The organism is Brevundimonas sp. SPF441 (assembly GCF_009661015.1).
Classification (GTDB): Bacteria; Pseudomonadota; Alphaproteobacteria; order Caulobacterales; family Caulobacteraceae; genus Brevundimonas; species Brevundimonas vesicularis.
This window is the reverse complement of record NZ_WJWX01000035.1, coordinates 1-25,834: the sequence shown is the minus strand read 5'-3', so window position 1 is coordinate 25,834 and position 25,834 is coordinate 1. Positions and strand designations below refer to the sequence as shown.

The following is a 25,834-nucleotide window of genomic DNA, read 5'->3' as shown; positions in this document are numbered from 1 at the left end:
CACCTCGGGTTCGGCCGCCTATAACCTGGGTCTGTCCAACCGTCGTTCGCGCACCGTCGCGGACGCGCTGGTCGCCTCGGGCGTCAACGGCGGCGTCATCGCCCTCGACGGCAAGGGCGAGACCAACCTGGCCAAGCCGACCGCCGACGGTGTGCGCGAGCCGCTCAACCGCCGCGCGACCATCGACATCAACTTCTAAGACTTTCAGGAGCCGATCTGGTTCGTCCCGATCGGCTTCAACCTTCGAAGTTGTCGAAAGACAGAACGCCGCTTCCGACAGGAGGCGGCGTTTTTCTTTGCGCCATCTCACCTGCTGCATGATGCGTCTACGCAGAGAAAAGGGCGACGCCTCGCGACGCCGCCCTCGAGCATTCTGATTTTGACGCCGATCAGCCTGTGAAAGGACGGATCAGGATTTCGACGCGGCGGTTCTGCGCCTTGCCTTCGGCGGTCGCGTTCGAGGCCACCGGGTTACGCGAGCTATTACCGGCGACGTAGAGGCGTTCGGCTAGAACGCCACGGCGAACCAGTTCAGAGGCGACGCTGCTCGCGCGGCGTTCCGACAGGGGCTGATTGATCGCGTCGCCGCCCGAGGAATCGGTGTGGCCGATCACGTCCACGGTCGACTGGTCATACTGTTGCAGCACACGAGCGACGTCATCCAGCACAGGCAGGAAGCGCGGATCAATGGAGGATTGGTTCGTGGCGAAGGTCACGTCCGACGGCATGCGCAACACGAGCAGGTCACCCTGACGCGCCACGCCGACGCCGGAGCCGGACAGTTCAGCCTCCATCGCGCGTTGCTGACGATCCATGTATTGGCCGACGGCGGCGCCGCCCAGCGCGCCGATGCCCGCGCCGATCAGAGCGTTCTTGCGGCCTTGTTCACCGTTCGAGGTGTTGGTCAGATAGCCGAGCACCGCGCCGCCCAGCGCACCGGCGATGGCCCCGGTTCCGGTGTTGTTGCGAACCGGACCCGAACGATAGGGATCGGTGGTGGTGCAGGCGGCGGCCCCCAGCAGGGCGGCGATGGAAGCGCTGGCGACGATGAAATTGGTGCGCATGGAATGGTCCTTTTCTTTTGAGCGATCTGGCGCGAAAAACGTGCGCTTACTGTGAAGGTTCCAATCTGTATGGCGCATGAACACCCACCATGTCCGCACTCGCCATGGCCCTGACAAGGCCGCCGATTAGGCGTATGGGAACCGCCGCACATCCCCAGATCGAGGACGACGCCGTGAGCGTGAACCAGACGGACCACACGACCGACCGAGCCATTCAGCCGGTTTCGATGACGCAGTATGGCGCCGATTTTCAGGCGTTCAGCGATGCATTGGGCGCGTCATTCTCACGCTATGGCTTCGCTGTGATCGCTGACCATGGTCTGGACGAGGCGCGCATCACCGCGGCCATCGACGACGCCAAGGCCTTCTTCGCCCTGCCGGAAGAGGTGAAGCGTCAATACCATCAGCCCGGTACGGGCGGCGCGAGGGGCCTGACTCCGTTCGGGGTCGAGGCGGCCAAGGACGCCAAGACTGTCGATCTGAAGGAGTTCTGGCACGTCGGCCGGGAGCTGCCCGAAGGCCACCACTATCGCGGCTATATGCGCGACAACGTCTGGCCGTCCGAGGTCGAGGGCTTCCGAGAGCATCTTTATGGCATGTTCGAGGACCTGGATGCGCTCGGCGCTAAGATTCTGCGCGCCATCGCCCGCTATCTGAAGCTGGGCGACGACTTCTTCGTCGACAAGGTGGACATGGGTAACAGCGTCCTGCGCATGCTTCACTATCCGCCGGTTCCGGCCGATGCGCCGGGCGTGCGCGCCGGGGCGCATGAAGACATCAATGTCATTACCCTGCTTCTCGGGGCTGAGGAAGCCGGTCTGCAGCTGAAGGACAAGGACGGCAGCTGGCTCGACATCGCGCCGCCACCCGGCGCCTTGGTCGTCAATATCGGCGACATGCTGCAGCGGCTGACCAACCATGTCCTGCCGTCAACCACCCACCGCGTGGTCAATCCGGCGCCCGAGCGTCGCGGTTTCGCCCGCTATTCGACGCCCTTCTTCCTGCACTTCAACCCGGACTTCCCGATCGAGACCCTCCCCAGCGCCATCACGCCGGACAATCCCGATCGCTATGCGGGCAAGACCATCCTGGCCGAGGATTATCTGACCGAACGCCTGCGCGAAATCCGCCTGCTCTAGGCCGTCAGCGGGAAATCCGTAGTCGGGTGATGTCACGTCCGATGGCTTGGAAGTCGTTGGACAGGTCCGCGCCCGACTGCGGCAAGAAGGCTTTGTCCTTGTCGGTGGCGCAACTGCTCAGAATCTTGGCCGCGTCGCTGCCTGGCGTAATTGAGAACCCGACCGTGTAAACGATCACGTTTTTGTTCTTCATGCCGGTGCACAGTTTTGCGGCCTGATCGAACGGGTCGCCATTCGTCGCATCGCAGGCGATCTTGTCGAAGAGGTTGCCGGACCCTGAGCCCGCGTCGCGGGCGATGACGCCGCCGCAATAGGGCGTGTTGAATTCGCCGTCCGTCATCAAGATCACCGCCTTCAGCACCTTGGTCGGTGCGTAGGCCGCTGCGGGGTTCGATGACCACAGCCCATTGAACTGGTTGGATACCGTATACCAACCCCAGGCGAGACCAATCTGCCCGGATGTCGAGCCCGTCACAGACAGCCCATTCACCAGGCTGGTCAAGGTGCTGATATTGGATGTCAACGGCTGGATCGTCGCTGCCGGGCAGGGGTTACCCGCCGATTTTACGGGCGTCGTGCGGGGTGGCGCGGCATAGTTGCGACCCACCGTGGCCGTGCTCGGAGCCGCATCGCTGTAGGCTTGTGAACCCGTACGCTCGCTGACGCAGCTGGTGTTACTAAAGGCGGTCAAGCGGTTGTACTGAGCGTCACGGAAGACGCGCGTGGCGCATCCATCGCGCCCACACTGAACCGAGCCGCCACCAGAATAATCAGCGAACGTGGCGCCGCCGACAGGGATTACAAAGGCGTCGTTCGAGATCTTCTCTAAGACTTCGTAAAGGCCTTCATCATTCGTCGTGTTAAGAGCCGTCATGCCCTTAACGTCAGCGATCTGAAGCGTGTCGCCTTTCGACAAGCCGTGATTTGTGGAGGAGATGGTGACGAAGCAGTCGGAGCGTATGCATTTGCGGATCTGACCGCCCGAGCTGTAGCTGCTGTATCCATTGCCGCTAGTGGTGTTCAGCGCATACCAGCTCGCGCCGGATTGATATTGCAGAGACACCCGATTGGCGTCGATTCGCACGACCTTATAGGCGCGGTTGTTGATCTGGGTCATGCCGCTGACGCCGCTGATCCAGACGTAATCGTCGGTCGATAGTCCGTGGCCGTTGGCCGTCACGACGCCCGGCGAAGCGCGTGTGATGCCAGAGATCGACTTGGCCGCCGCCGCCGCCCATACGGCTCCGGTGATGCTGGTCGATCCGATCGAGGCGCCGCGTGCGGCGTCGGCGCGAGCACCCAGATTTACGCCGATCGAATAGGGCACAATGGCCATGCGGGAATAGTAGGGGGTCTGTTTCGCGGCCGGCTGAACGACCAGTTTGATCAGCTGGTTTGCGGCATTCTTCAGATCACCGATCCGATTGTTGCTGCCCATGGAACCGGTGATGTCGAGCACCAGCGAAACCTCGATATCCTTGGACGACCGGTTCACCTCGGAGTGGACGCTCACCGGCAGGGTGTCGTCCAGTATCTTGCCATAGGGCGGCAGGACCACATTAGCGATCAGTGTCTTCACCTGGACCTGGATGTCGGCGATGACGATCTGGTCTTTCGTCAGCTCGATCTTGACGGCGTCGTCGGCGAACGGCTCCACAGAGGCGTTGCGCAGATTGGCTCTCAGGGCTACCAAGGCGACGGTCTTCAGGTCTTTCGGATCGGTGTAGGACGAGCGCGCTGCGGCCAGGGCGGCCGCGTCCAGCGCGTCTTGAACGCGAGCCTTGGCCGTCGTCACGCGGTTGATGTCGATGCCGCCCAGGGTCAGCATGATCAGCGCCGGCATCACCAGGGCGAAGATCATCACGACATTGCCGCCGCGGTCCGACGACAGGCGCGACGTGAACGAGCGCAGAGCCTCCACCGCTCTGCCGATCCGATTGGAAATCTTCACCATGCCCATCCCAAAGGACGCGGACCGCCCGATTAGCGCTCAGTTTGCCATCGGGCGGTTAAGGGAATTGTGAAGGGGACGGTTAACGCCGCCGCGTGATCAGGCGGCGCTCCATCCGCACTGGTGATCGCGGTTCTGTTCCTCGAGCCACACGTTCAGCGGTGCGAAATAGTCGGCGATGGCCGAGGCGTCATTGCCGTCATCGCCAGTGAAGGCTTTCATCGCCTCCTGCCAGGGTTGGGACTGGCCCATCTGCAGCATGGCGTTGAAGCGCGCGCCCACCTCTTTGTTGCCATAGACGGAGCAGCGGTGCAGCGGCCCGGTCCAGCCGGCCTGTTTGCAGGCCGCGCGCTGGAACTGGAACTGATAGATGGCCGCCAGGAAGTAGCGGGTATACGGCGTGTTTCCGGGCACATGGTATTTGGCGCCCGGATCGAAGGCGTTGGCCGGGCGCGGTCCCGGCGGAACCAGACCCTGGTATTGCAGCATGTCGGCGGTCCAGGCGGTATTGTAGGCGGCCGGTGCCGTCTCGCCTGAGAAGACGTCCCAGCGCCAGCGGTCGACCATCAGGCCGAACGGCAGGAAGGCGATCTTGTCCAAGGCCATCTTGAGCAGGAAGGGAATGTCCTCCTCGGCGCCCGGCGTGGTCTTCAACAGGCCGATCTGGTTCAGATAGGTGGGGGTCAGGGCCGACAGGCCGACGAAGTCGCCGATGGCCTCGTGGAAGCCGTCGTTGGCCCCGTTGCGGAACAACATCGGCTGGTTCTTGTAGGCGCGCTGGTAGTAGTTGTGACCCAGTTCGTGATGGACGGTGTAGAAGTCGTCGCCGTTGACGTTGGTGCACATCTTGATGCGGATGTCGTCGGCGTTGTCCAGGTCCCAGGCCGAGGCGTGACAGACGACTTCGCGGTCGCGCGGGCGGGTTATCTGACTGCGTTCCCAGAAGGTCTGGGGCAGCGGATCAAGGCCCAGCGAGACGTAGAAGCCCTCGCCCGTCTTGACCATTTTCGTCGCGTCGTAATCGGCGGCCTTCAGCAGTTCCGTGAGGTCATAGCTGGAGGCGTCGCCGCTGGACGGAGCGACGACGTCATAGATATTGCCCCACTGCTGCGACCACATATTGCCCAGCAGGTCGGCGCGGATGGGTCCGTGATCGGGCTGGACCGCATCGCCGTATTTGGCGTTCAGCCGAGCGCGTACATAGCAGTGCAGGTTCTCGTAGAAGGGCTTGACCTGGGCCCACAGCCGGTCGGTCTCGGCGGCGAAATCGTCGGCGGGCATGTCGTAGCCTGACCGCCACAGGGCGCCGGTGTCGGCGAAGCCCAGCTCACGCGAGCCCTCGTTGGCGATCTCGACCATGCGGGCGTAGTCGTCGCGCATGACCGGGGAGATGGTCCGCCAGCCTTCATACAGCGCCTTGGTCTCGGCGGGGTCGCGGCTGTCGGCCAGGATCAGCGAGGCCTCGTCCAGCGTAATCGGCTTGCCCTTGAAGTCGAACTTGCCGGTCGAATAGGTCGAGTCCAGTCGCGTGGTGATCTGTGCCAGTTCCTCGGCCGCGCCAGGTCGGTTGGGGGCGGGCAGGACCAGGCTGAGCCGCAGCAGGTTCAGCTTGCGGCGCACGACCGGATCGACCTGAACGTCATTGAACTTGGCCGCCTGATTGGCCAGCTGGACCTGAAGCTCGGTCGCCTCGGCGTTGGCCTTGGATTCCAGCCACATCGTGTCGAAGGTGATGTTGGTGGCGCGCGCCCATTGGATGCGGGCGACATATTCGCTGACCTCGGCCCATTCGGTTTCGGCGTCGGCGATGAAGGCTGTCGCGCCCTCGGCGGTGATCGGATAGTCGGCGCGCATGCCGCTGACGGCCGGCACGGGCGTCGTCGAGGCCGTCTGTTCGACGCCCGGGGCTGCGGCGGCGGGTTCGCTGGTGCTGGCGCAGCCGGCGGCGAAGGCGAGGGCGCAGACCGCGACGGCGGTCATCATCTGACGCTTCATGATGGTTCTCCTGAACAGCGCGGGCAGGAGAGGTCAGGCCCGGTCGCCCGTCAAGCGTGACGGTTCAGCGACCGACGACGCAGGTGTTCAGACCCTCGTTGCGCACCGTGCCCATAGCCGCCTGAATACGCGCGGCGCGCCGACGCACATAGGGGCCGGGCGCGGCGGCTTCGTAACGGCGCGGGGCCGGCAGGATGGCGGCCAGACGCGCCGCCTCACGCGGGCTCAGGTCGCGGGCGTCCTTGCCGAACCAGTGGCGCGACGCGGCCTGGGCACCATAGACGCCGGGCGCCCATTCCACCACGTTCAGATAGACTTCCATGATCCGGCGCTTGGACCACACGGCCTCGATCAGGACGGTGTAGCCCGCTTCCAGACCTTTTCGGATCCAGTCGCGCCCGGGCCAGAGAAAGACGTTCTTGGCCGTCTGCTGGCTGATGGTCGATCCGCCGCGCAGACGCCCGCCCTCGGCATTGTGATCCAGGGCCTTCTGGATCGCCTCCATGTCGAAGCCGTGGTGGCTGCAGAACCGGGCGTCCTCGGCGGCGATGGCCGCATTCACCAGATTGGGCGAAATCTGGTTCAGGCCGCGCCACTGATAGTCCATGCCGTCGCCCCTCGCGAGTTGGCGCAGCATCAGTATGGTGGGCGGCGGCGGGATGATGGCGACGATCAGCACGCCTGCAACCGGAACTAGAGCCAGGATCAGAAGCGCGGTCAGCACCACGCGACGCCAGCTCTTGCGGCCCGTCGCCATTAGAGGATCAAGACTCCAGCGGCGCCGTCGTCGTCGGCCCAGGCCACCTTGTCGACGGGGGGGCTGAGCGACAGGGCGACAATGGCCGGCCCCTTCTCAGCCTTGACGAAATTCAGACCCTGGGCCGCCGGATGCGCGACCCAGACCCGACCGTCGGTCAGGCCGGCGGCCAGCAGGCCCTGATCGGCGCGGGCCGAGACCAGATTGACCAGGGTCGTGTCGTCATAGCCGATCTCGGTCGCCTCGCGCCCCATCGGTCCGTTCGATCCGATGAAGGGCCATAGGACCGCGCCCTGCGCGCCCGAGGTCGCCATCAGCTGACCATTGGCCAGGAAAGCCATCGACCGCACCTTGCCGGGATAGCCGCCCATGCGCAGATTCTTGGCGTCCTTGATGCGCCAGCCGTGCATCTGATTGTCCTGCATGGTCGTGACGACGAAGGCGCCGTCGGGCGAGAAGGCGACGCCGGTGTGCGATCCGGCCCAGGCCAGCTTCACGGGCTGCTGTTTCTCGATCCGCGCATACCACAGGGCCGCCCCGCCATAGGTCGAGGTCGCGATGCGCCTGCCCTTGGGCTCAAAGGCGACGCCGGAGACGGTGCGCTCGTGCTGGAAGTCGCGCCGGAAGCCCACCTCCTTGGGGTCGATCACCGACAGGGTGCGGCCGAAGGAAAAGGCGATCAGGCCCGAGGCCGGCGAGGCGTCGATGGCGTCGATCCACTGGTTCTTGGCCGTGGCGAGAACGACAGGGTCCTCGTCGCGACGGGTCCAGACGACCTTGCCGTCATCGCCGCCTGTGACGATCCCGTCGCCCGACGGATGAACGCAGGCGCACAGCACGGCGCCGTCGTGCGCCTCCACCCGCGTCCGGTCCTCGAACCGGACCGAGCCGTCGCCGAGGGCGAAGACAGCGCCGGTGTTGTCGAACAGGGCGGCGGTGACCTGGGCGTCGAAATCGAAGTTCATAGGCCGCATGTAGCGATCCGACCTCGCCGCGTCACCTTCTGCTTGCCCGCTAGACCGGATCGGTTGGCTTGGGCGTCACTGGCGCAGGCTCCGCCTGCGCCTTTGCGGGTTCGTCAGGCAGGGGGATGAACTCCAGATCGTCGGCGTCCGGCAGCGTCATCCGGCCTGCCTTCCAGTCGGCCTTGGCCTGATCGATGCGGGCCTGGCTGGAGGCGACGAAGTTCCACCAGATCAGACGTTCCCCCACAGGCTCGCCGCCCAGCACCATGACGGTCGATTGGACTAGGGCTTTCACCGTCGGTTCGGCCGTCGGCTCCAGCACAATCATCTGGCCCTCGTGGAAGGTGCGGTCGCCGACCTCGATGGAGCCCTTGGCCACATAGAGCGCACGCTCGCTCATGCCCCCGGAGCCCTTGCCGGACGGCGGGGCGGTGCGCACGCCGGGCTGAAGCTCCCAATGGATATAGAACAGCGGCGACGACACCGGCACAGCCGCCTTGGCGCCGTAAGCCTCGCCCGCGACCAGCCGCGCGAACAGGCCGCCGTTCTCGTAAGCCGGCTGTGCGTCCTCACCCAGGTGATGAAAGGCCGGGTCCATCTCCTCGGCCTCGTCGGGCAGGGCGACCCAGGCCTGCATGCCGTGCATCGGCCCGCCCTTGCTCTTCTTCAGCGCATCGGTGCGCTCGGAATGGACGATGCCCTTGCCGGCCGTCATCCAGTTGACCTCGCCCGGCCGGATCGCCTGATCGTAGCCGAGATTGTCGTGGTGCATGATCTCGCCCTCGAACAGATAGGTCAGGGTCGACAGGCCGATATGCGGGTGCGGTCGCACGTCGATGGCCGTGGCGCCCGGCGCGAACTGCGCCGGTCCCATCTGATCCAGAAAGATGAAGGGCCCGACCATCCGGCGCGAATGGAAGGGCAGGACGCGCCCGACCTCGAACCCGCCCAGGTCCTTGCGGCGTGCGTCGATCACCAGTTCGATCATGTGTCGGCTCCCAGTGCGGCCCGCGCCGCCTGAGCGACGTTATCCGACGTGAGGCGTGATGATGCCAAGAGGCAGGGCGGTCACATTCTTCACGCCGCGCGTGACGATGTGGCTTTCGCAGTCCGAGACGATGCCCAGGGCCAGCAGCTTCTCGCGCAGGAACAGGTCGAAGGCGTGCATGTCCGAGGTGATGATGCGCAGCACATAGTCCTCGCGCCCCGTGATGGTGGCGCACTGGACCACTTCCGGCCACTTGGCCACGGCGGCCTCGAAGACATTGAGATTGTCCGCCGATGGCAGCATCAGTTTGACGATGGCGTAGACCTCGAAGTCCAGGCCCAGCAGCTGCGCGTTCAGCAAAGTGACGCGCTTGGTGATCAGGCCGGAGTCTTCCAGCCGCTTGATCCGCCGCCAGCAGGGCGAGGCCGACAGTCCGACGCGATCGGCGACCTCTGCGACCGACAGCCCGGCGTCTTGTTGCAGGATATCCAGGATGCGGGCGTCGATGGGGTCGAGTTCGTCGGCCAATGCGTTTCTCCGATTATGATTATCGCGAAATAAAATACCCGATATCGGGATTGCGCAAGGTCAAATTGAGCGAGCACCTGCTTAGGGGTCGTGTTATCACACGTCCAGAGGAAACACGGACGGACCCCAGAATGGATATGGACGCCCGCATGAACGATAAAATGAACAAAAAGAACAGCCAGCCCCTGTCCTTGCGCGTGCCGGAGCCGTCCGGCCGTCCCGGCGATACGCCGGACTTCAGCCATCTGCAGATGGACCCTGCCGGTGTCGTCGAACGGCCCGAGGTCGGGTCGACGCCCTATCAGATGCGCGATCTCGCCTTCCGCCTGATTCGGGTGCTGGATGATGAGGGCGCCGCAGTCGGTCCGTGGAACCCGCGTCTAGATCCCGAGACGATGCGCCGGGGCCTGAAGGCCATGATCCTGACGCGCGCCTTCGACGACCGGATGCACCGCGCCCACCGCCAGGGCAAGACCAGCTTCTATATGAAGTGCACCGGCGAAGAGGCCATCGCTGTGGCGCAGGGCATGATCCTGAGCCGCGAGGACATGGGCTTCCCCACCTATCGCCAGCAGGGGCTTCTGATCGCGCGCGGCTATCCGCTGGTCGCGATGATGAACCAGATCTATTCGAACGCCGAAGATCCGATCAAAGGCCGCCAACTGCCGATCATGTATTCGGCCAAGGACTATGGCTTCTTCACCATCAGCGGCAATCTGGGCACCCAGGTCCCGCAGGCCGTGGGCTGGGCCATGGCCAGCGCCTATAAGGGCGACGACAAGATCGCCATCAGCTGGATCGGCGACGGCGCCACGGCTGAGGGCGACTTCCACAACGCCCTGACCTTCGCCTCGGTCTATCGCGCTCCGGTCATTCTGAACGTCGTCAACAACCAGTGGGCCATCAGCTCCTTCCAGGGCATCGCCGGCGGGCTTGAGACCACCTTCGCCTCCAAGGCCATCGGCTATGGCCTTCCGGCTCTGCGGGTGGACGGCAACGACTTCCTGGCGGTCTGGGCGGCGACCCAGTGGGCCGAGGAACGGGCGCGGTCGAACCAGGGGGCGACGGTGATCGAGCTCTTCACCTATCGCGGCGCCCCGCACTCGACCTCCGACGACCCCAGCCGCTATCGCCCCGGCGATGAGCATGAGAAATGGCCGCTGGGCGATCCGATCGAACGTCTGCGCCAGCATCTGACCGTCATCGGCGAATGGGACGACGAGCGTCACGCCGCCGCCCTGAAAGACGCCGTCGAGCAGGTCCGCGCCGCCGGCAAGGAATCCGAAGCCATCGGCACCCTGGGCCAGTCGCGCCCCAGCGTGAAGACGATGTTCGAAGAGGTCTATGCGACCGAAGACTGGCGCCTGATCGAACAGCGCCGCGAGGTGGGGGTCTGACCATGAGCGAGCAAACCACCTTCACCGACGCCGATCGCAACGACGGCGTCGAGCCCGACATGGTCGATCAGAACGCCGCCCCCGCCTCGGAAGCAACGGGCGCGGGCGTGGTCCCCATGAACATGATCCAGGCGCTGAACTCGGCCATCGACGTCAAGATGGCCGAAGACGCCAACGTCCTGTCGTTCGGCGAGGACGCCGGCTATTTCGGCGGCGTCTTCCGCGTCACCGACAAGCTGCAGCAGAAGCATGGCCTGACCCGCAGCTTCGACGCCCCGATCTCGGAATGCGGCATCGTCGCCGCCGCGATCGGCATGGGCGCCTATGGCCTGCGTCCGGTCGTCGAGATCCAGTTCGCCGACTACATCTATCCGGCCTACGACCAGATCGTCTCGGAAGCGGCCAAGATGCGCTACCGCTCGGGCGGTCAGTTTACGTCGCCGATCACGGTGCGCAGCCCCTATGGCGGCGGCATCTTCGGCGGCCAGACCCACAGCCAGTCGCCCGAAAGCCTGTTCACCCACATTGCGGGCCTGAAGGTCGTCATTCCGTCCAACCCTTATGACGCCAAGGGCCTGCTGACCGCCGCCATCGAGGATGACGATCCGGTCGTCTTCTTCGAGCCGAAACGCCTCTATAATGGGCCGTTCGATGGCTGGCACGAGAAGCCGGTCAGCCCGTGGAAGGCCCAGGATCTGGCCCAGGTCCCGACCGGCAAATATGTCGAGCCGATCGGCAAGGCGCGCGTGATGCGCGAAGGAAACGACGTCACCATCCTGGCCTATGGCACCATGGTCTGGGTCGCCCTGGCCGGCGCGGAACACGCGGGCGTGGACGCCGAGGTCATCGACCTGCGCTCGCTCGTGCCACTGGACATCGAAGCCATCGAAGCCTCGGTGAAGAAGACCGGCCGCTGCGTCATCGTGCATGAGGCGCCCAAGACTTCGGGCTTTGGCGGCGAGCTGTCGGCTCTCGTTCAGGAGCGCTGCTTCTATTCGTTGGAGGCGCCGATCGCGCGCGTCACCGGTTGGGACACGCCCTATCCGCACGCTTTCGAATGGGAATATTTCCCCGGACCGCAAAGGGTCGCAGACGCCTTGAAGAACGTCATGACGGGAGGTCGATAAGATGGGTCGTTTCGTCTTCAAACTGCCCGACGTGGGCGAAGGCACCGCCGAGGCCGAACTGGTCGGCTGGCACGTCAAGCTCGGCGACACCGTCGCCGAGGATCAGATCGTCGCCGACGTCATGACCGACAAGGCCACGGTCGAGATCACCGCCCCGGTCAGCGGCAAGGTCCTCGCCCTGCACGGCGAACCCGGCGCCATGGTGCCGGTGCGCGGTCCCTTGGTGGAGTTCGAGGTCGAGGGGGCGGGCAATGCCGATGACGCCCCGACGCCCGTCGCCCCCCCCGCCGCAAAGCCGGACCCCGCGCCCGTGATCGCCGAGGCGCCGAAGGTCGAGACACCGGCAGCCCCCGCTGTCGAGGCGCCCATATCCGGCAACTATGTCTTCAAACTGCCTGACGTCGGCGAAGGCACGGCCGAGGCCGAACTGGTCGGCTGGCACGTCAAGGTCGGGGACGCGGTCGAGGAAGACCAGATCATCGCCGACATCATGACCGACAAGGCCACGGTCGAGATCACCTCGCCGGTCGCCGGAACCGTCGTCGCCCTGTACGGCGAGGCGGGCAAGTCGGTGCCGGTCGGCGGGCCGCTGGTCGCGTTCGATGTCGAGGGTCGGGGCAATGTCTCGACGCCCGTCGCGGCGCCGAAACCGGCCCCGAAGCCGGCCGGGAATGCGACGACGGCTCCCGCCGCGATTTCGACAGCTCAGAGGGCGACTTCAGCGACTGCGCCCTCCAAGCCCGTTCCCGCCCTGACGGGACGTGCGCCCGGCGAACGTCCGTCGGCCTCGCCGGCCGTGCGCAATCGCGCGCGGGACCTGGGTGTAGATCTGACCTTCGTGCCCGGTTCCGGCCCGGCGGGTCGGATCACGCACGAGGATCTGGACGGCTTTATCGCGCGCGGCGGTTCGCAACCCGCGTCGGCGCCGTCCGGCGGCGGCTCGACCTATGCGAAGGCGCAAGGGACGACCGAGGTCAAGATCATCGGCCTGCGCCGCAAGATTGCGGAGAAGATGGCCGAGAGCGTGCGCCGCATTCCCCACATCACCTATGTCGAGGAAATCGACATGACGGCGGTGGAGGAGCTGCGCGCCCACCTGAATGCGACGAAGTCCAAGGACCAGCCCAAGCTGAACGTCCTGCCCTTCATCGCCCGCGCCATCGTGGTCGCCCTGCGCGACCAGCCACAGATCAACGCCACCTATGACGACGAAGCCGGCGTCCTGACCCAGCACGCCCCGGTCCATCTGGGCATCGCCGCCCAGACCCCGAACGGCCTGATGGTGCCAGTGATGCGACACGCCGAGGCGCGCGACCCCTACGATACGGCGCTGGAAATCGCGCGCGTCTCGGGCGCGGCCAAGGACGGTTCGGCCAAGCGCGAGGAATTGTCGGGTTCGACCATCACCATCACCTCGCTGGGCACGCTGGGCGGGGTGGTCCACACCCCGATCATCAACCACCCCGAGGTCGCCATCGTCGGTCCGAACAAGATCGCCGAACGGATCGTGGTCAAGGACGGCCAGATGGTCGTGCGCAAGATGATGAACCTGTCGTCCAGCTTCGATCACCGCATCGTCGACGGTCACGACGCGGCGGTGTTCGTGCAGCGGATCAAGGGGCTTCTGGAAAACCCGGCGACGCTGTGGATGGGGTGATGCCCATTTTCTAAGCGGGAAAGCGAGGTCCGCCCGCGCCTATGGCTATCACCTCGAATTTGGCGCCATGGCTCTTGATAATCCTCTCTCCTCGCCGAGAGAGGATCATCGGGAATCGGAAGGGTAATGTGATGCGGCAAGTCAAAGTCAAAGCGCTGACCTTCGGCGCCAGCCTGCTAGCAGCCGTCGGTGTCGTCGCCTCGTCCGCTAACGCCTGCATTCCCGAGCCGCCGCCGGCTTGGTCGTCTCTGCTACGGACCGATGGGCCGGCGCTGTTCATCGGGCGCGTGACGACGGTGGAGCGTTTGCCGGAACCCAGCCGGACGCCGACCATCGAGGTCATTCAGTCCAAGGCGACCATCGTCAGACTGGAAACGCTTCAAGGCGCGCCGCAACAGACATACACGCTGACCGCCGCGGAAACCGCCCGTCCGTTGGGCGGCTATCAAGGCATGATTTGCGTCGATTTTCAGCGCGTCAAACCCGGCGACGTCGTACTGGCCATGGAAACCCAGACCGGCGCGGTCCGCGTTTTCGAGCCCCAGCAAGTTCCTCCGCAGTTCAGCACCCGCCTTGAGGCCTATCGTTGACCCAGACCCTGAAAACCAAAGTCCTGATCATCGGGGCGGGCACCGGCGGCTATGTCGCGGGCATTCGCTGCGGCCAGCTGGGCCTCGACACCGTGCTGGTGGACGGCGGCGATGGGCTGGGCGGCACCTGCCTGAACGTCGGCTGCATTCCGTCCAAGGCCATCATCCATGCGGCAGGCAAGTTCGAGACGGTGACCAAGGCGGCCGGCGGCGGGACGCTGGGCATAACGGCGGCGGCGCCGGCCATCGACCTGTCGCAGACGGTCGAATGGAAGGACGGCATCGTCCGTAAGCTGAACGCAGGGGTCGCGGCCCTGCTGAAGAAGGCCAAGGTCAAGGTCATCAAGGGCTGGGCCGAGTTCGCCGACGCCAAGACCTGCGTGGTCAAGACCGACGAAGGCGATATCCGCATCACCGCCGAACACGTTATTCTGGCGACGGGATCCGAGCCGGTCGAACTGCCCTTCCTGCCGTTCGGCGGCGACGTCATTTCCTCGACCGAGGCGCTGAGCCTGTCGGAGGTTCCCAAGAAGCTGGTCGTCGTGGGCGGCGGCTATATCGGGCTGGAACTGGGCATCGCCTATCGCAAGCTGGGCGCCGAAGTGGCCATCGTCGAAATGGCCGACCGTATCCTGCCGCTCTACGACAAGGCCCTGACCGATCCGGTCGCCAAGTGGCTGGAGAAGCATGGCGTCGAGCTGCATCTGGGGGCGCGCGCCGGGGGCTTCGGCGACGGAAAGCTGTCGATCACGACCAAGGATGGCGAGCCACTGCAACTGGACGCCGACAAGGTGCTGGTCACGGTCGGTCGGCGTCCGCGTACGCAAGGCTGGGGTCTGGAAAACATGGGCGTGGCCATGGCCGGTCCGTTCGTGAAGATCGACCAGCGCTGCGCCACCTCGATGAAGAACGTCTGGGCGGTCGGCGACCTGACCGGCGAACCCATGCTGGCCCACAAGGGTTCGGCCCAAGGCGAAGTGGTCGCCGAAATCATCGCCGGCCACGACCGCATCTTCGACCCCGTCACCATCGCCGCGGTCTGTTTCACCGAGCCGGAAATCGTCTCGGCCGGTCTGGGCCCGAACGAGGTCGCGGGCCGCGACGATGTGATCCAGTCGGTCTTCCCCTTCGCCGCGATCGGTCGCGCCCTGGCCATCGAGGCGGGTGAGGATGGCGGCTTCGTGCGGGTGATCGCGAACAAGGGCGATCATCGCATCCTGGGTATCCAGGCGGTGGGCCAGCATGTGTCGGAACTGTCCAACAGCTTCGCCCAGATGCTGGAGATGGGCGCCGTGCTGGAAGACGTCGCCGGGACGATTCACGTCCACCCGACGCTGGGCGAAGCCTTCCACGAGGCCAGCCTGCGCGCCCTCGGGCACGCCATCCACATCTGATCAGATCCGGTCCAGCCGCTTCGCGTGGTTCGCCACCATGCGGAGCGCCAGGCCGTCGGGCAGGAAGCGGGCCAGTCCGGCCATGACGTTGTTCATGACGCCGGGAGTGACGCTGGGACGGTTGGCCTCGCAGGCGTCATGGCCGATGCGCGCCACGCGCGTGGCGTCCATCCACATCCAGGCCGGATAGGCGCTGGAGACCTGCTCGCGCGAGCCGTTGACGTCGTGGAATTCGGTCAGTGTGTAGCCGGGGTTCAGCACCGTCACGTGAACGCCGGTTCCCTGCGTCTCAAGATGCAGGCCTTGCGACGCCTTGATCAGAAAGCTCTTGATCGGCCCGTACAGGGTGTCGCCACCCGTCGCGGGCATCTGGCCGGCCAGCGAGGCGACGTTCAGCACCCGGCCGAAGCCGCGCTGGATCATGCCGGGCAGCAACAGGCGCGACAGCACGACCGGCGCGGTCAGCATGACCTGGATCATGGCGCGGTGCGCGCTCAGGTCGGTGTCCATAAAGCCGGTGACCCGGCTGAATCCGGCATTGTTGACCAGCCCGTCGACGGTCAGGCCGCGGGCTGCGATGGTCGCGACCAGCCGCTCGGGCGCTGCGGGATTGGACAGGTCTTCGGGGATCACGGTCGCGGTCACGCCGTGGGCGGCGGTCAGTTCGTCGGCCAAGGCCTGCAGCGGGGCTTGGCGACGCGCTGTCAGGATCACATTCCAGCCTTCGGCCGCATAGATCCGGGCCAGAGCCGCGCCGATGCCGGCGGAGGCGCCGGTGATCAGAACGGTTCGGTTCACGGCGCGATCAGGCCGCGACGGGGCAGGACTTGTGCGGCGCAAAGGCCGCCAGCGCGATCGGGTTTTCGGCCAGAAGATCGGCGATGGTGATCTTGGAGAGGGCTTCGGTCGCGGCCTCGTCGGCGGCGGTCAGGGCCTTGGCGACCTGGCGCGGGATATGTTCGCTGATCGGGCAACCCTTGGCGCCGGCGGGGGGCGAGCCGATGTGGGCGCAGCCATTCACCGCCTTCAGCACCTGATCCAGCCGGATGTCCTCGGGCTGACGCAACAGCCAGGAGCCGCCGGTCGCCCCCGGGCGGGTGGCGATCAGCCCGGCCTTGGCCAGAAGGGCGGTCACACGCCGCACCACGACCGGATTGGTCGGGATCGAGGACGCCAGCACGCCGCTGGGCATCGCCTGCGCAGGCCCGAACGCGCCCTTGTGGGCCATATAGGCCAGGGCGTGGGCGGCGACGGGGAAGCGTTGGCTGTCTGACATGGTTCTGTTCCTGATGCGAAAATAGGCGTTCAGGGGCCGAATCACAAATCGCGCCGCAGAACGCCGAAACCGAATCCGCTGCGGCGCGATTGAAGACCGCGTGGAATGGGCCTAAAGGCTCGCCGCTTTGAAGGGACCGACGCCGCGTCGGAGACCCGGAGGATACGCATGGCCGGGGACACTCCCCACGACGCGAGCGCTCCCTCGCCCGCGTCGAACACGCCGGACAAGCCCACCCACGCCACGGGTCCGGAATCCCACATCCCGGGCGGCCAGGCCGCCAAGCACGGCGGCTTCTGGGCCCTGACCATCGGCGCGATCGGCGTGGTGTTCGGCGACATCGGCACCAGTCCGCTTTACGCCCTGCGTGAGGCGATCGACCATGCGCGCTCCGGCGTCGGGGGCGATCTGGCCGTGATCGGCGTCGTGTCGCTGGCGTTTTGGGCGCTGATGGTGGTGGTGACGTTCAAATACGTCTTCTTCCTGATGCGCGCCGACAACAAGGGCGAGGGCGGCACCCTGTCGCTGATGGCGCTGGCCCAGTTCGCGGTCGGGCGACGCAGCGCCTGGATCTTCATTCTGGGCGTTTGCGGCGCAGCCCTGTTCTATGGCGACGGCATCATCACGCCCGCCATCTCGGTCCTGTCCGCCGTCGAAGGGCTGCAGGACGCGCCGGGTTTGGCCGGTCGGCTGGATTCCTTCATCGTGCCGATCTCGGCCGGCATCCTGATCGCCCTGTTCCTGGTCCAGTCGCGCGGCACGGCCAGCCTGGCCAAATATTTCGGCCCGATCACCGCCGTGTGGTTCCTGAGCCTGGGCGCGCTGGGCCTGTATCATATCTTCGACGACGTCAGCGTGCTGCGGGCCCTGTCGCCCCACTATGGCGTCATGCTTCTGCTCAATGATGGCTTCCTGGGCTTCGTGATCCTGGGCAGCGTCTTCCTGGCCGTCACGGGGGCCGAGGCCCTCTATGCCGACATGGGCCATTTCGGAAAGGCGCCGATCCGCATGGGCTGGCTGGCCTTCGTCCTGCCGTGCCTGACGTTGAACTATCTGGGCCAGGGCGCCCTGATCCTGGACAATCCGGCCGCATCCGAGAACCCGTTCTGGAACATGGTGCCGCAGTTCGCCTATTGGCCGATGCTGATCCTGGCGACCGCCGCGACCGTCATCGCCTCTCAGGCGGTGATCACCGGCGCCTTCTCGGTGACGCAGCAGGCGGTGCAACTGGGCCTTCTGCCGCGCATCGACATCAAGAACACCTCCGAGACCCAGGCCGGCCAGATCTTCGTGCCGGCGGTCAACACCTTCCTGATGGTCGGGGTGCTGGTGCTGCTGGTCGTGTTCCAGAGCTCGCATAACCTGACCGCCGCCTATGGCGTGGCGGTGACCGGCACCATGCTGGTCAATACGCTGATGGCCTATTCGGTTATCCGCAAGGGCTGGAAGTGGCCGATGTGGGCGGTGGCGGGGACCCTCATTCCGTTCGCCTTCATCGACAGCGTCTTCCTGACATCCAACCTGCTGAAGATTCCGGATGGTGCGTGGATGCCGCTGGTGCTGGGCGCCCTGCTGGTCGTCGTGATGTGGACCTGGGTGCGGGGGACGCAGATTCTGACGACCAAGACGCGCAAGGACAGCCTGCCGCTGAACGATCTGATCGAGATGCTTCAGGCCCGTCCGCCGCACCGTGCTCCGGGCATGGCCATCTTCCTGACCTCGGATCCCGATGTCGCGCCGGTCGCCCTGATGCACAATCTCAAGCACAACAAGGTGCTTCACGAGAAGAACGTCATCCTGACCGTGCGCACCTCCGAGCGCCCGCGCGTCAAGGAAGCCGACCGGGTGCGAATGGAGCCGATCAACGACGACTTCAAGAAGGTCACGGTCACCTACGGCTTCATGGAAACGCCGAACGTGCCGCGCGCCCTGGGCCTGTGCCGCAAGCAGGGGCTGAAGTTCGACATCATGTCGACCAGCTTCTTCCTGGGTCGCCGTTCGCTGATCCCGTCGGCGCGTCAGGGCATGCCGCTGTGGCAGGACAAGCTGTTCATCTTCCTGATGCGCAACGCCGCCAATCCGACCGACTTCTTCCACATCCCGCCCGGCCGCGTGGTCGAGCTGGGCGCGCAGGTGGCGGTATGAGCACCGAGGGACGGGGCGGGCAGAGCTCGCAGGCGCGCGGGCGTCGCATGGCCACCAAGGGCCGCCCGCGCGCGGCCTCGGCCGAGGCTGCTCAAGGTCCTTCGCAGGACGATATCGGCGTGGAGGCCCGCGTCGTCGCCGGCATCCTGCTGAACGCCGCGCTGGAGAAGCGCAACGGACTGGACGAAGCCCTGTCGCAGCCTGCTGCACGCGCGCTGGAGCCGGTGGACCGCGCCTTCGCCCGGGCCGTGGCCATGGCGGCCCTGCGTCGCCTGGGTGAGATCGATCAGATTCTGGATCGCCGCCTGAAGAAGTCGCCGCCCGAGGCTGTGCGCACCCTGATGCGCATCGCCCTGGCCCAGACTCTGGTGCTGGATACGCCCGCCTTCGCCGCCGTCTCAACGGCGGTGAAACTGGCCGAGCGTGACCCCAAGACCCGCCCCTACAAAAATCTGGTCAATGCCGTGCTGCGCGGGGTTGGGCGTGAAGGCCCCGGCCTGACGACGGCCGAGAGCAATCTGCCGGACTGGATCGCGGCGCGCTGGAAGGCGACCTATGGCGAGGCCGCCTTGGCGGGTCTGGCCCTGGCCGCGCGCGAAGAACCCGCGACCGATCTCAGCCTGAAGCCAGGCGTTGATCCCGCCGCCGTGGCTGCCGCTGTCGAGGGCGAGGTGCTGAACGGCGGCACGGTCCGCACCGGCCGTCGCGGCGATGTGGCCGGCTGGCCCGGTTTCGAGGACGGCGACTGGTGGGTCCAGGACGCGGCCGCCGCCGTGCCCGGCCGACTGCTGGATTTGAAGCCCGGCGAGACGGCGCTCGACATGTGCGCCGCGCCTGGAGGCAAGACGCTTCAACTGGCGGCCGCCGGCGCCACGGTCGTCGCGCTCGACCGGTCGGCCCCGCGCCTGAAGCGCCTGACGCAGAATCTTGAGCGGACCGGCCTGACCGCCGAGGTGGTCGCCGTTCCGGCCGAGGACTGGGAGGACGCCCGCACCTTCGACGCCGTCCTGCTGGATGCGCCCTGCACCGCGACGGGCACCTTCCGCCGCAATCCGGAGGTCCTGCGCGCCACCAAACCGGCAGAGGTCGCCAAGTTGGCGGACGTCCAGCACCGCCTGCTCGACGCCGCCGCCGAGCGCGTGAAGCAGGGCGGCCGTCTGGTCTATTGCACCTGCTCGCTGGAGCGCGAGGAGGGCGAGACCCAGATCATCGCCTTCCTGCGTCGCAATTCTGCCTTCCGCACCGTCGCCGCCGATCCGACCGCCGTCGGCGCCCCGCTCGAGGCGCTGACGCCCGAAGGCTGGCTGCGCATCCTGCCCTCCATGTGGGCCGAACACGGCGGACTGGACGGCTTCTTCGCGGCCAGGCTGGAACGGGTGTTCTGAGCGGGAGCGCCTTGCTCCTGCCCGCAACCCGCCTTATCCGGAAGGCCATGGCCGTTACCCCTCTGATCTGCCCGTCGATCCTCGCCAGCGATTTTGCGCGGCTGGGTGAAGAAGTCCGCGCGCTGGAGACGGCGGGCGCCGACTGGATCCATGTCGATGTGATGGACGGGCATTTCGTGCCGAACCTCACGCTTGGCCCCGACATCGTGAAGGCGATCCGACCGCACACGACCTTGCCGTTCGACGTGCACCTGATGGTCGCGCCGGTCGATCCATGGCTGGAGGCGTTCCGCGAGGCGGGCGCCGATGTCCTGACCGTTCACCCTGAAAGCGGGCCGCACCTGCACCGCACCATGGGTCGCATTCGCCAGCTGGGCGCCAAGGCCGGCGTCGTGTTCAATCCGGCGACGCCGCTGTCGATCCTGGAAGAGGTGGTCGATCTGGTCGATCTGGTGCTGATCATGTCGGTCAATCCGGGCTTCGGCGGTCAGAAGTTCATCGACAGTTCGCTGAAGAAGATCGCGGGCGCGCGGGCCATTCTCGACCGCGCCGGTTCGTCGGCTCACCTTCAGGTGGACGGCGGCGTGACCTCCGCCAACGCCGGGGCCTGCGTCGCCGCTGGGGCCGATGCTCTGGTCGCTGGGTCGTTCGTGTTCAAGGGCGATTACGCGACCAACATCGCCGCCCTGAAAGCCGCGCCGGCTGCTCCGAGCCTCTCGTGAGCCCGCTCGGCCCCTTTGCCCCACGGGGGCAGGAAACGACGCTGGACGTCGCCTCGGGTCAGATCCCCGGCCTGCCTGGCGCCCCGGTACGCACGCCCGTGCGGTCGGGCGACACAATCGCCGGACCCGGCCTGTGGCCCGCCATCGCCGGCCGACTGGCGACGCGGCAGCTGTGGATCGAGCTTTACGGCCTGCCCGGTTACGGCCTGACGCTTGGGGCTCCGCTGGGTGGGGGCAAGGTGACGGCGTTCGCCGCCACGCCGCGCGATTTTCGCCCGCACGATCCCGCGCCGGGCCGCAATGTTCTGGCCGGACGTTTCATGTTGGCGGGCGCCTCGATGGAGGTCGAACCGCCGTCCGATCCGTGGAACCGGCCCAGTCCCTCGCGGCCCTTTGCGGTCGAGCTTCACGCCTTCGCCTGGCTGCCGGGGCTGATGGCGCAAGGCGACCGTGGCGCGCGCGAGGCGCTGCGTCTGACCCTGGCCTGGGCCGACGCCTTTGCACGGTGGTCGCCCTTCGCCTGGGGACCGGAAATCCTGGCGCGGCGGGTCGTCAATCTGGCGTGCGGCGCACGACGGATGGGAGCCGTCGCGACAGAGGCCGAGCGACTGAAACTGGCCGACAGCCTGGCGCGCCAGACCCGACAGCTGCTGCGCCCGCCCGGCGGTCTGGCCAGCCGGGCCGAGCGGTTGACGGCGGCGGCCATCGGCGGCTGCGTGCTGGCGGGTGCGCCGGGGCAGGCCTTGCGTCGCCGCGCACTGTCGCGGCTGGACGGCGCCCTGAAGACGACGGTGCAGGCCGACGGCGGCCACGCCTCGCGCAGTCCCGAGGCGGGGCTTGAGCTGCTGCTCGACCTCCTGACGCTGGACGACGCCCTGTCGCAACTTTCCGAACCGACGCCGGAGAGCGTCTCGGCCGCCATCGTCCGGCTGACGCAGGGCCTGCGCCTGCTGACCTTGCCCGATGGTCGTCTGGCCAGCTTCCAGGGCGGCGGCCCCTCCACGTTTGAACGCGTCGCGGCCGCCCGCGCCCACGACGACGAAGCGGCGGCCAGAAGCGACGACGCGCCTGCAGCGACCGGTGCGGTCGCCGGCCTGACGCGCATCGCCAGCCCCCTGCTGACCATCATCGCCGACACCGCCCCGCCAGCGCGCGACGCCTGGGGGGCGGCGGCCTGCGCCCAGCCGCTGGCGCTGGAGATCGCCTGCGGCAAGGACCGTCTGGTGACCGGCTCGGGGTGGACGCCGGCCTCGACCGACCGCCAGGCCCTGCGGCTGACGCCGGCCCATTCGACCCTGACCTTGGGCGAGCGATCGCTGAACGAACCGCTGGGCGGCTGGAAGGGCGAGCTCTTGGGCCCGCGCCTGGTCGGACCGCCGATCCATGTGACCACCGACCTGCGCGACGGCGACGGCGCCGTCTGGCTGGAGATGGAACACGACGGCTGGAATGAGTTGTTCGGCCTGAACCATCAGCGCCGGCTTTATCTGGACCAGCGCTTGGACGAGTTGCGGGCCGAAGAGAAGCTTTTCCCCACGCCAGGCCGCAAGGAGATGGTGCGCCAGATCGCGGCCCCCTACGCCATCCGCTTCCATCTGGAGCCGGGAGTGCAGGCCTCTCTGGCGCGCGACCGGCGGTCGATCCTGCTGCGCGGCGCCTCGGGCCGGGGCTGGTGGTTCAGGACCGACGGACCGGACGTGGCCATCGAGCCCAGCGTCCATATCGACGCCGGCCTGACCCGCCGCTCCCTTCAGATCGTGGTGCGCGGCTCGGCCCGCACCGACAGCGAGACCAAGATCCGCTGGAAGCTCAGCCCGGCCGGCGCGAGCGGCGAACCGACCTGAAACCGTCCGTGGGGTGACGGCGAAGCGGTTTGGGTCTAGACGGCGCGCCATCCTCCCCTGCCATCACGGACGCCGCCCATGCCCGCCGCTCCCGACTTTCCGCCCGCCCCTGATCGGGTCAAGCCGCAACGCGCCCTGATCTCTCTGTCCGACAAGGCCGGGCTAGAGGACGCAGCCCGCACCCTGCACGATCTGGGCGTCGAACTGGTCTCGACCGGCGGAACGCGCGCGGCGATCGAGAAGCTGGGCCTGCCGGTCAAGGACGTGGCCGATCTGACGGGCTTCCCCGAGATGATGGACGGCCGGGTCAAGACCCTGCACCCCATCGTTCACGGCGGCCTCTTGGGCGTGCGTGACGCCGCCGACCATGCCCAAGCCATGAGCGACCACGGCATCGGCGCCATCGATATCGTCTGGATCGACCTTTATCCGTTTGAAAGCACCGTCGCGGCCGGCGGCACGTTCGAGGCGGCGGTTGAGAATATCGACATCGGCGGCCCGGCCATGATCCGCTCGGGCTCCAAGAACCACGGCTATGTCGCCGTCGCCGTCGACGGCGAGAGCATCGGCCTGATCCTTGAGGCGCTGAAGGCCGAAGGCTCGACCGATCTGGCCCTGCGCAAGCGCCTTGCCGCCCGCGCGTTCGCGCGCACCGCCGCCTATGACGCCGCCGTCTCCGGATGGTTCGCGGGTCAAATCGAGGATGCCGCGCCGGCCCGCAAGTCCATCGCGGGCTCTCTGGCCCAGACCCTGCGCTATGGCGAGAACCCCCACCAGACGGGCGCCTTCTACCGCACCGGCGAGCGTCGTCCCGGCGTGGCCTATGCCGAACAGGTTCAGGGCAAGGAGCTGGGTTACAACAATATCGCCGACGCCGACGCCGCCTATGAGCTGGTGGCCGAGTTCGAACAGCCGGCCGTGGTCATCGTCAAACACGCCAACCCGTGCGGCGTGGCCGTGGGCAAGGACCTGTCCGAAGCCTATGCTCGCGCGCTGGAATGCGACGCCGTCTCAGCCTTCGGCGGCGTGATCGCGGTCAACCGTCCGCTGAACGGCGAAGACGTCCGCGCCATCACCAGCATCTTCACCGAGGTCGTCATCGCCCCCGGCGCCGACGACGAGGCCAAGGCCGTCTTCGCGGCCAAGAAGAACCTGCGCCTGCTGATCACGGACGGCCTGCCTGACCCCCACGGCGCGGGAGAGGTATTCCGCTCGGTCGCTGGCGGCTTTCTGGTCCAGAGCCGCGACCGGTCGCTGATCAAGCCTTCGGATCTGAAGATCGTGACGAAGCGCCAGCCGACCCCGACCGAGATCCAGGACATGCTGTTCGCCTTCACCGTGGCCAAGCACGTCAAGTCCAACGCCATCGTCTACGCCAAGGACGGCCAGACCGCCGGCATCGGCGCCGGCCAGATGAACCGTCGCGACAGCGCCCGCATCGCCGCTATTCGCGCCAAGGAGGCGGGTGAAGCCAAGGGTCTGACCCAGTCCCTGGCCGAGGGGTCGGCCTGTGCGTCCGAAGCCTTCTTCCCCTTCGCCGATGGCCTCTTGGAAGCCGTCGCGGCCGGCGCCACGGCGGTGATCCAGCCGGGGGGCTCTATGCGCGACGCCGAAGTCATCGCCGCCGCCGACGAGAAGGGCATCGCCATGGCCTTCACCGGCGTGCGGGTCTTCAGGCACTAATCTTGGAAGGAAGGGCGCTGACGCTCGACGCGCGGCGTCTCACTGCTTGAGCGCCCTTCTTCCCGTTTTCAAGCGCGCCTTATCGTGACTGGACGACTGCCGTCAGCCGTGATGCTCTGACGTCTTTCCCGCGTTGGAGCGTCCCATGACCGTGCTGATCCGCCCCGAAGGCCAGACCGCCGACGATCTGAAACTGAGCCGTCGAACTCTGGGCGCCTTGGGTGGCTTGCTCTTTTCCGGCTATGCGGTCGCGGCCCTGGCCAAGGAAGCTAAGCCCATCACGACCGACGCCGAGGGCCTGTCCACCGAGACAGTGACCTATGCCGCGCCGGACGGGTTCCAGCTTCCGGCCTATGTCGCCCGGCCGGCGGGCGACGGCCCGTTCCCGGTCGTGGTGGTGGTGTCCGAGATCTTCGGCGTCCACGAATATATCCGCGACATCTGCCGCCGTCTGGCCAAGCAGGGATACGCCGCTATTGCGCCGGCCTTCTTCGTCCGGGTCGAGGATCCCGCGCCGCTGTCGGACATGCAGCGGATCATGCAGATCGTCGGGGCGGCGAACTATGAGCAGGTGATGGGCGACCTGTCGGCGACGCTGGAATGGGCCAGCCAGCAGTCGTGGTCCAAGGACGGCAAGGTGGGCATCACCGGCTACTGCTGGGGCGGCAAGGTGGTGTGGCAGGCGGCGGCGCGCTTCGCCGCCATCGGCGCCGGCGTGGCCTGGTACGGCCGCTTGGCGCCCGCCGCAGACGCCACGCCGGTTCAGATCTCATCGGGCCAACCCTGGCCAGTCGACATCGCCGACGATCTGAAGGCGCCCGTGCTCGGCCTGTACGGCGGCAAGGATCAGGGCATCCCATTGGCCAGCGTCGAACGGATGCGCGAGGCCTTGGCCCGCGCCGGCCAGACCGGCAGCCAGATCGTCGTCTATCCCGACGCCCAGCACGGCTTCCACGCCGACTACCGCGCAAGCTACTCGGAAGCAGACGCCAAGGACGGCTGGTCCAAGCTGCTGGCGACGTTCGATAAAGCGTTAAAGAATTAGGGCGTTACTGGCGCCAAGGCTGCGGGGGGCAGCCAGAGTATGGGAGGTTAGGGCGTGAACGGATTGCGGCTTCGTGGGGCGATCGTCCTGGGTATCGGTCTGCTGTTTCTGCCTCTCGCAGGGTGCGGAGGCGGTGGTGGAGGCGGTGGCGGCGGCGGCACGATCACGCCCCCCGTTCCTCC

22 protein-coding genes are annotated in these 25,834 nt (G+C 66.6%); 13 read left to right on the top strand and 9 right to left on the bottom strand.

Going from position 1 to position 25,834, the window contains the following annotated elements:
* A partial coding sequence (locus GGC30_RS15135) for an OmpA family protein (protein ID WP_153925824.1) occupies nucleotides 1-199 on the top strand: 199 nt, incomplete at its 5' end.
* A 190-nt stretch (nucleotides 200-389) separates the two neighbouring features.
* On the opposite strand, the gene GGC30_RS15130 is transcribed toward GGC30_RS15135, so the two are convergent.
* Nucleotides 390-1,064, bottom strand: a complete 675-nt coding sequence (locus GGC30_RS15130; RefSeq protein ID WP_153925822.1) for an OmpA family protein — start codon at nucleotides 1,062-1,064, stop codon at nucleotides 390-392.
* A 227-nt stretch (nucleotides 1,065-1,291) separates the two neighbouring features.
* Here GGC30_RS15130 and GGC30_RS15125 point away from each other — a divergent pair, with 227 nt between their 5' ends.
* Nucleotides 1,292-2,203, top strand: coding sequence for an isopenicillin N synthase family oxygenase (locus GGC30_RS15125; protein WP_153925832.1), 912 nt, complete (start codon nucleotides 1,292-1,294; stop codon nucleotides 2,201-2,203).
* 4 nt (nucleotides 2,204-2,207) lie between these two features.
* On the opposite strand, the gene GGC30_RS15120 is transcribed toward GGC30_RS15125, so the two are convergent.
* From GGC30_RS15120 to GGC30_RS15095, 6 genes are all read right to left on the bottom strand, one after another.
* On the bottom strand, nucleotides 2,208-4,157 hold the full coding sequence (locus tag GGC30_RS15120; protein WP_194943617.1) for a TadE/TadG family type IV pilus assembly protein: 1,950 nt from the start codon (nucleotides 4,155-4,157) through the stop codon (nucleotides 2,208-2,210).
* 96 nt (nucleotides 4,158-4,253) lie between these two features.
* Nucleotides 4,254-6,149, bottom strand: a complete 1,896-nt coding sequence (locus GGC30_RS15115; RefSeq protein WP_153925818.1) for a M2 family metallopeptidase — start codon at nucleotides 6,147-6,149, stop codon at nucleotides 4,254-4,256.
* 64 nt (nucleotides 6,150-6,213) lie between these two features.
* On the bottom strand, nucleotides 6,214-6,906 hold the full coding sequence (mtgA, locus tag GGC30_RS15110) for a monofunctional biosynthetic peptidoglycan transglycosylase (RefSeq protein ID WP_066629003.1): 693 nt from the start codon (nucleotides 6,904-6,906) through the stop codon (nucleotides 6,214-6,216).
* The gene (locus GGC30_RS15105) at nucleotides 6,906-7,871 is read right to left on the bottom strand and encodes a WD40 repeat domain-containing protein (RefSeq protein WP_153925830.1); all 966 of its coding nucleotides are present in this window, start codon (nucleotides 7,869-7,871) and stop codon (nucleotides 6,906-6,908) included. Before GGC30_RS15105 ends, mtgA begins: the two co-directional genes overlap by 1 nt.
* Before the next feature lie 49 nt (nucleotides 7,872-7,920).
* Nucleotides 7,921-8,859, bottom strand: a complete 939-nt coding sequence (locus GGC30_RS15100) for a pirin family protein (protein WP_153925816.1) — start codon at nucleotides 8,857-8,859, stop codon at nucleotides 7,921-7,923.
* Between the two features lie 39 nt (nucleotides 8,860-8,898).
* Complete coding sequence (locus tag GGC30_RS15095; RefSeq protein WP_055754211.1) at nucleotides 8,899-9,387, bottom strand: Lrp/AsnC family transcriptional regulator; 489 nt, start codon at nucleotides 9,385-9,387, stop codon at nucleotides 8,899-8,901.
* 149 nt (nucleotides 9,388-9,536) lie between these two features.
* On the opposite strand from GGC30_RS15095, the gene GGC30_RS15090 reads away from it, so the two are divergent.
* The 5 genes from GGC30_RS15090 to lpdA all read left to right on the top strand — a co-directional run bounded on the left by GGC30_RS15090 (nucleotide 9,537) and on the right by lpdA (nucleotide 15,552).
* Nucleotides 9,537-10,784, top strand: coding sequence for a thiamine pyrophosphate-dependent enzyme (locus GGC30_RS15090; protein WP_228763772.1), 1,248 nt, complete (start codon nucleotides 9,537-9,539; stop codon nucleotides 10,782-10,784).
* 59 nt (nucleotides 10,785-10,843) lie between these two features.
* Nucleotides 10,844-11,911 (top strand): alpha-ketoacid dehydrogenase subunit beta, encoded by a 1,068-nt coding sequence (locus tag GGC30_RS15085; RefSeq protein ID WP_153925828.1) that lies wholly within the window; start codon nucleotides 10,844-10,846, stop codon nucleotides 11,909-11,911.
* Nucleotide 11,912: 1 nt separating this feature from the next.
* Nucleotides 11,913-13,568 carry a 2-oxo acid dehydrogenase subunit E2 gene (locus GGC30_RS15080; RefSeq protein ID WP_153925814.1) on the top strand — a complete coding sequence of 552 codons (1,656 nt, stop codon included), beginning with the start codon at nucleotides 11,913-11,915 and terminating at the stop codon, nucleotides 13,566-13,568.
* Between the two features lie 131 nt (nucleotides 13,569-13,699).
* Nucleotides 13,700-14,158 (top strand): hypothetical protein, encoded by a 459-nt coding sequence (locus GGC30_RS15075; protein ID WP_153925812.1) that lies wholly within the window; start codon nucleotides 13,700-13,702, stop codon nucleotides 14,156-14,158.
* Nucleotides 14,155-15,552, top strand: a complete 1,398-nt coding sequence (lpdA, locus tag GGC30_RS15070) for a dihydrolipoyl dehydrogenase (protein WP_153925810.1) — start codon at nucleotides 14,155-14,157, stop codon at nucleotides 15,550-15,552. The genes GGC30_RS15075 and lpdA overlap by 4 nt, the downstream gene beginning before the upstream one ends.
* Here the strand turns inward: lpdA and GGC30_RS15065 are convergent, their stop codons facing one another.
* Both GGC30_RS15065 and GGC30_RS15060 read right to left on the bottom strand, forming a co-directional pair.
* Nucleotides 15,553-16,350, bottom strand: a complete 798-nt coding sequence (locus GGC30_RS15065) for an SDR family NAD(P)-dependent oxidoreductase (protein ID WP_370452020.1) — start codon at nucleotides 16,348-16,350, stop codon at nucleotides 15,553-15,555.
* A gap of 7 nt (nucleotides 16,351-16,357) precedes the next feature.
* Nucleotides 16,358-16,828, bottom strand: a complete 471-nt coding sequence (locus tag GGC30_RS15060; RefSeq protein WP_153925806.1) for an Rrf2 family transcriptional regulator — start codon at nucleotides 16,826-16,828, stop codon at nucleotides 16,358-16,360.
* A gap of 168 nt (nucleotides 16,829-16,996) precedes the next feature.
* On the opposite strand from GGC30_RS15060, the gene GGC30_RS15055 reads away from it, so the two are divergent.
* The 6 genes from GGC30_RS15055 to GGC30_RS15030 all read left to right on the top strand — a co-directional run bounded on the left by GGC30_RS15055 (nucleotide 16,997) and on the right by GGC30_RS15030 (nucleotide 25,652).
* Nucleotides 16,997-18,973: a potassium transporter Kup gene (locus GGC30_RS15055; RefSeq protein ID WP_055807067.1), complete on the top strand. Its 1,977-nt coding sequence runs from the start codon at nucleotides 16,997-16,999 to the stop codon at nucleotides 18,971-18,973.
* On the top strand, nucleotides 18,970-20,358 hold the full coding sequence (locus tag GGC30_RS15050) for an RsmB/NOP family class I SAM-dependent RNA methyltransferase (RefSeq protein ID WP_153925804.1): 1,389 nt from the start codon (nucleotides 18,970-18,972) through the stop codon (nucleotides 20,356-20,358). The genes GGC30_RS15055 and GGC30_RS15050 overlap by 4 nt, the downstream gene beginning before the upstream one ends.
* Nucleotides 20,359-20,405: 47 nt before the next feature.
* On the top strand, nucleotides 20,406-21,080 hold the full coding sequence (gene rpe, locus GGC30_RS15045) for a ribulose-phosphate 3-epimerase (RefSeq protein ID WP_153925802.1): 675 nt from the start codon (nucleotides 20,406-20,408) through the stop codon (nucleotides 21,078-21,080).
* Nucleotides 21,077-22,924, top strand: coding sequence for a heparinase II/III family protein (locus tag GGC30_RS15040; protein WP_370452019.1), 1,848 nt, complete (start codon nucleotides 21,077-21,079; stop codon nucleotides 22,922-22,924). The genes rpe and GGC30_RS15040 overlap by 4 nt, the downstream gene beginning before the upstream one ends.
* 78 nt (nucleotides 22,925-23,002) lie before the next feature.
* Nucleotides 23,003-24,607 (top strand): bifunctional phosphoribosylaminoimidazolecarboxamide formyltransferase/IMP cyclohydrolase, encoded by a 1,605-nt coding sequence (gene purH, locus GGC30_RS15035; protein ID WP_153925800.1) that lies wholly within the window; start codon nucleotides 23,003-23,005, stop codon nucleotides 24,605-24,607.
* Between the two features lie 145 nt (nucleotides 24,608-24,752).
* Nucleotides 24,753-25,652: a dienelactone hydrolase family protein gene (locus GGC30_RS15030; RefSeq protein ID WP_153925798.1), complete on the top strand. Its 900-nt coding sequence runs from the start codon at nucleotides 24,753-24,755 to the stop codon at nucleotides 25,650-25,652.
* The last annotated feature ends 182 nt before the right edge of the window (nucleotides 25,653-25,834 follow it).

Coding starts and splice junctions, on each gene's coding strand:
- GGC30_RS15130 (WP_153925822.1), bottom strand. CDS start 1,064: ATGCGCACCAATTTCATCGTCGCCAGCGCTTCCATCGCCGCCCTGCTG.
- GGC30_RS15125 (WP_153925832.1), top strand. CDS start 1,292: ATGACGCAGTATGGCGCCGATTTTCAGGCGTTCAGCGATGCATTGGGC.
- GGC30_RS15120 (WP_194943617.1), bottom strand. CDS start 4,157: ATGGTGAAGATTTCCAATCGGATCGGCAGAGCGGTGGAGGCTCTGCGC.
- GGC30_RS15115 (WP_153925818.1), bottom strand. CDS start 6,149: ATGAAGCGTCAGATGATGACCGCCGTCGCGGTCTGCGCCCTCGCCTTC.
- mtgA (WP_066629003.1), bottom strand. CDS start 6,906: ATGGCGACGGGCCGCAAGAGCTGGCGTCGCGTGGTGCTGACCGCGCTT.
- GGC30_RS15105 (WP_153925830.1), bottom strand. CDS start 7,871: ATGAACTTCGATTTCGACGCCCAGGTCACCGCCGCCCTGTTCGACAAC.
- GGC30_RS15100 (WP_153925816.1), bottom strand. CDS start 8,859: ATGATCGAACTGGTGATCGACGCACGCCGCAAGGACCTGGGCGGGTTC.
- GGC30_RS15090 (WP_228763772.1), top strand. CDS start 9,537: ATGAACGATAAAATGAACAAAAAGAACAGCCAGCCCCTGTCCTTGCGC.
- GGC30_RS15085 (WP_153925828.1), top strand. CDS start 10,844: ATGGTCGATCAGAACGCCGCCCCCGCCTCGGAAGCAACGGGCGCGGGC.
- GGC30_RS15080 (WP_153925814.1), top strand. CDS start 11,913: ATGGGTCGTTTCGTCTTCAAACTGCCCGACGTGGGCGAAGGCACCGCC.
- GGC30_RS15075 (WP_153925812.1), top strand. CDS start 13,700: ATGCGGCAAGTCAAAGTCAAAGCGCTGACCTTCGGCGCCAGCCTGCTA.
- GGC30_RS15060 (WP_153925806.1), bottom strand. CDS start 16,828: ATGTCAGACAGCCAACGCTTCCCCGTCGCCGCCCACGCCCTGGCCTAT.
- GGC30_RS15055 (WP_055807067.1), top strand. CDS start 16,997: ATGGCCGGGGACACTCCCCACGACGCGAGCGCTCCCTCGCCCGCGTCG.
- GGC30_RS15050 (WP_153925804.1), top strand. CDS start 18,970: ATGAGCACCGAGGGACGGGGCGGGCAGAGCTCGCAGGCGCGCGGGCGT.
- rpe (WP_153925802.1), top strand. CDS start 20,406: ATGGCCGTTACCCCTCTGATCTGCCCGTCGATCCTCGCCAGCGATTTT.
- purH (WP_153925800.1), top strand. CDS start 23,003: ATGCCCGCCGCTCCCGACTTTCCGCCCGCCCCTGATCGGGTCAAGCCG.
- GGC30_RS15030 (WP_153925798.1), top strand. CDS start 24,753: ATGACCGTGCTGATCCGCCCCGAAGGCCAGACCGCCGACGATCTGAAA.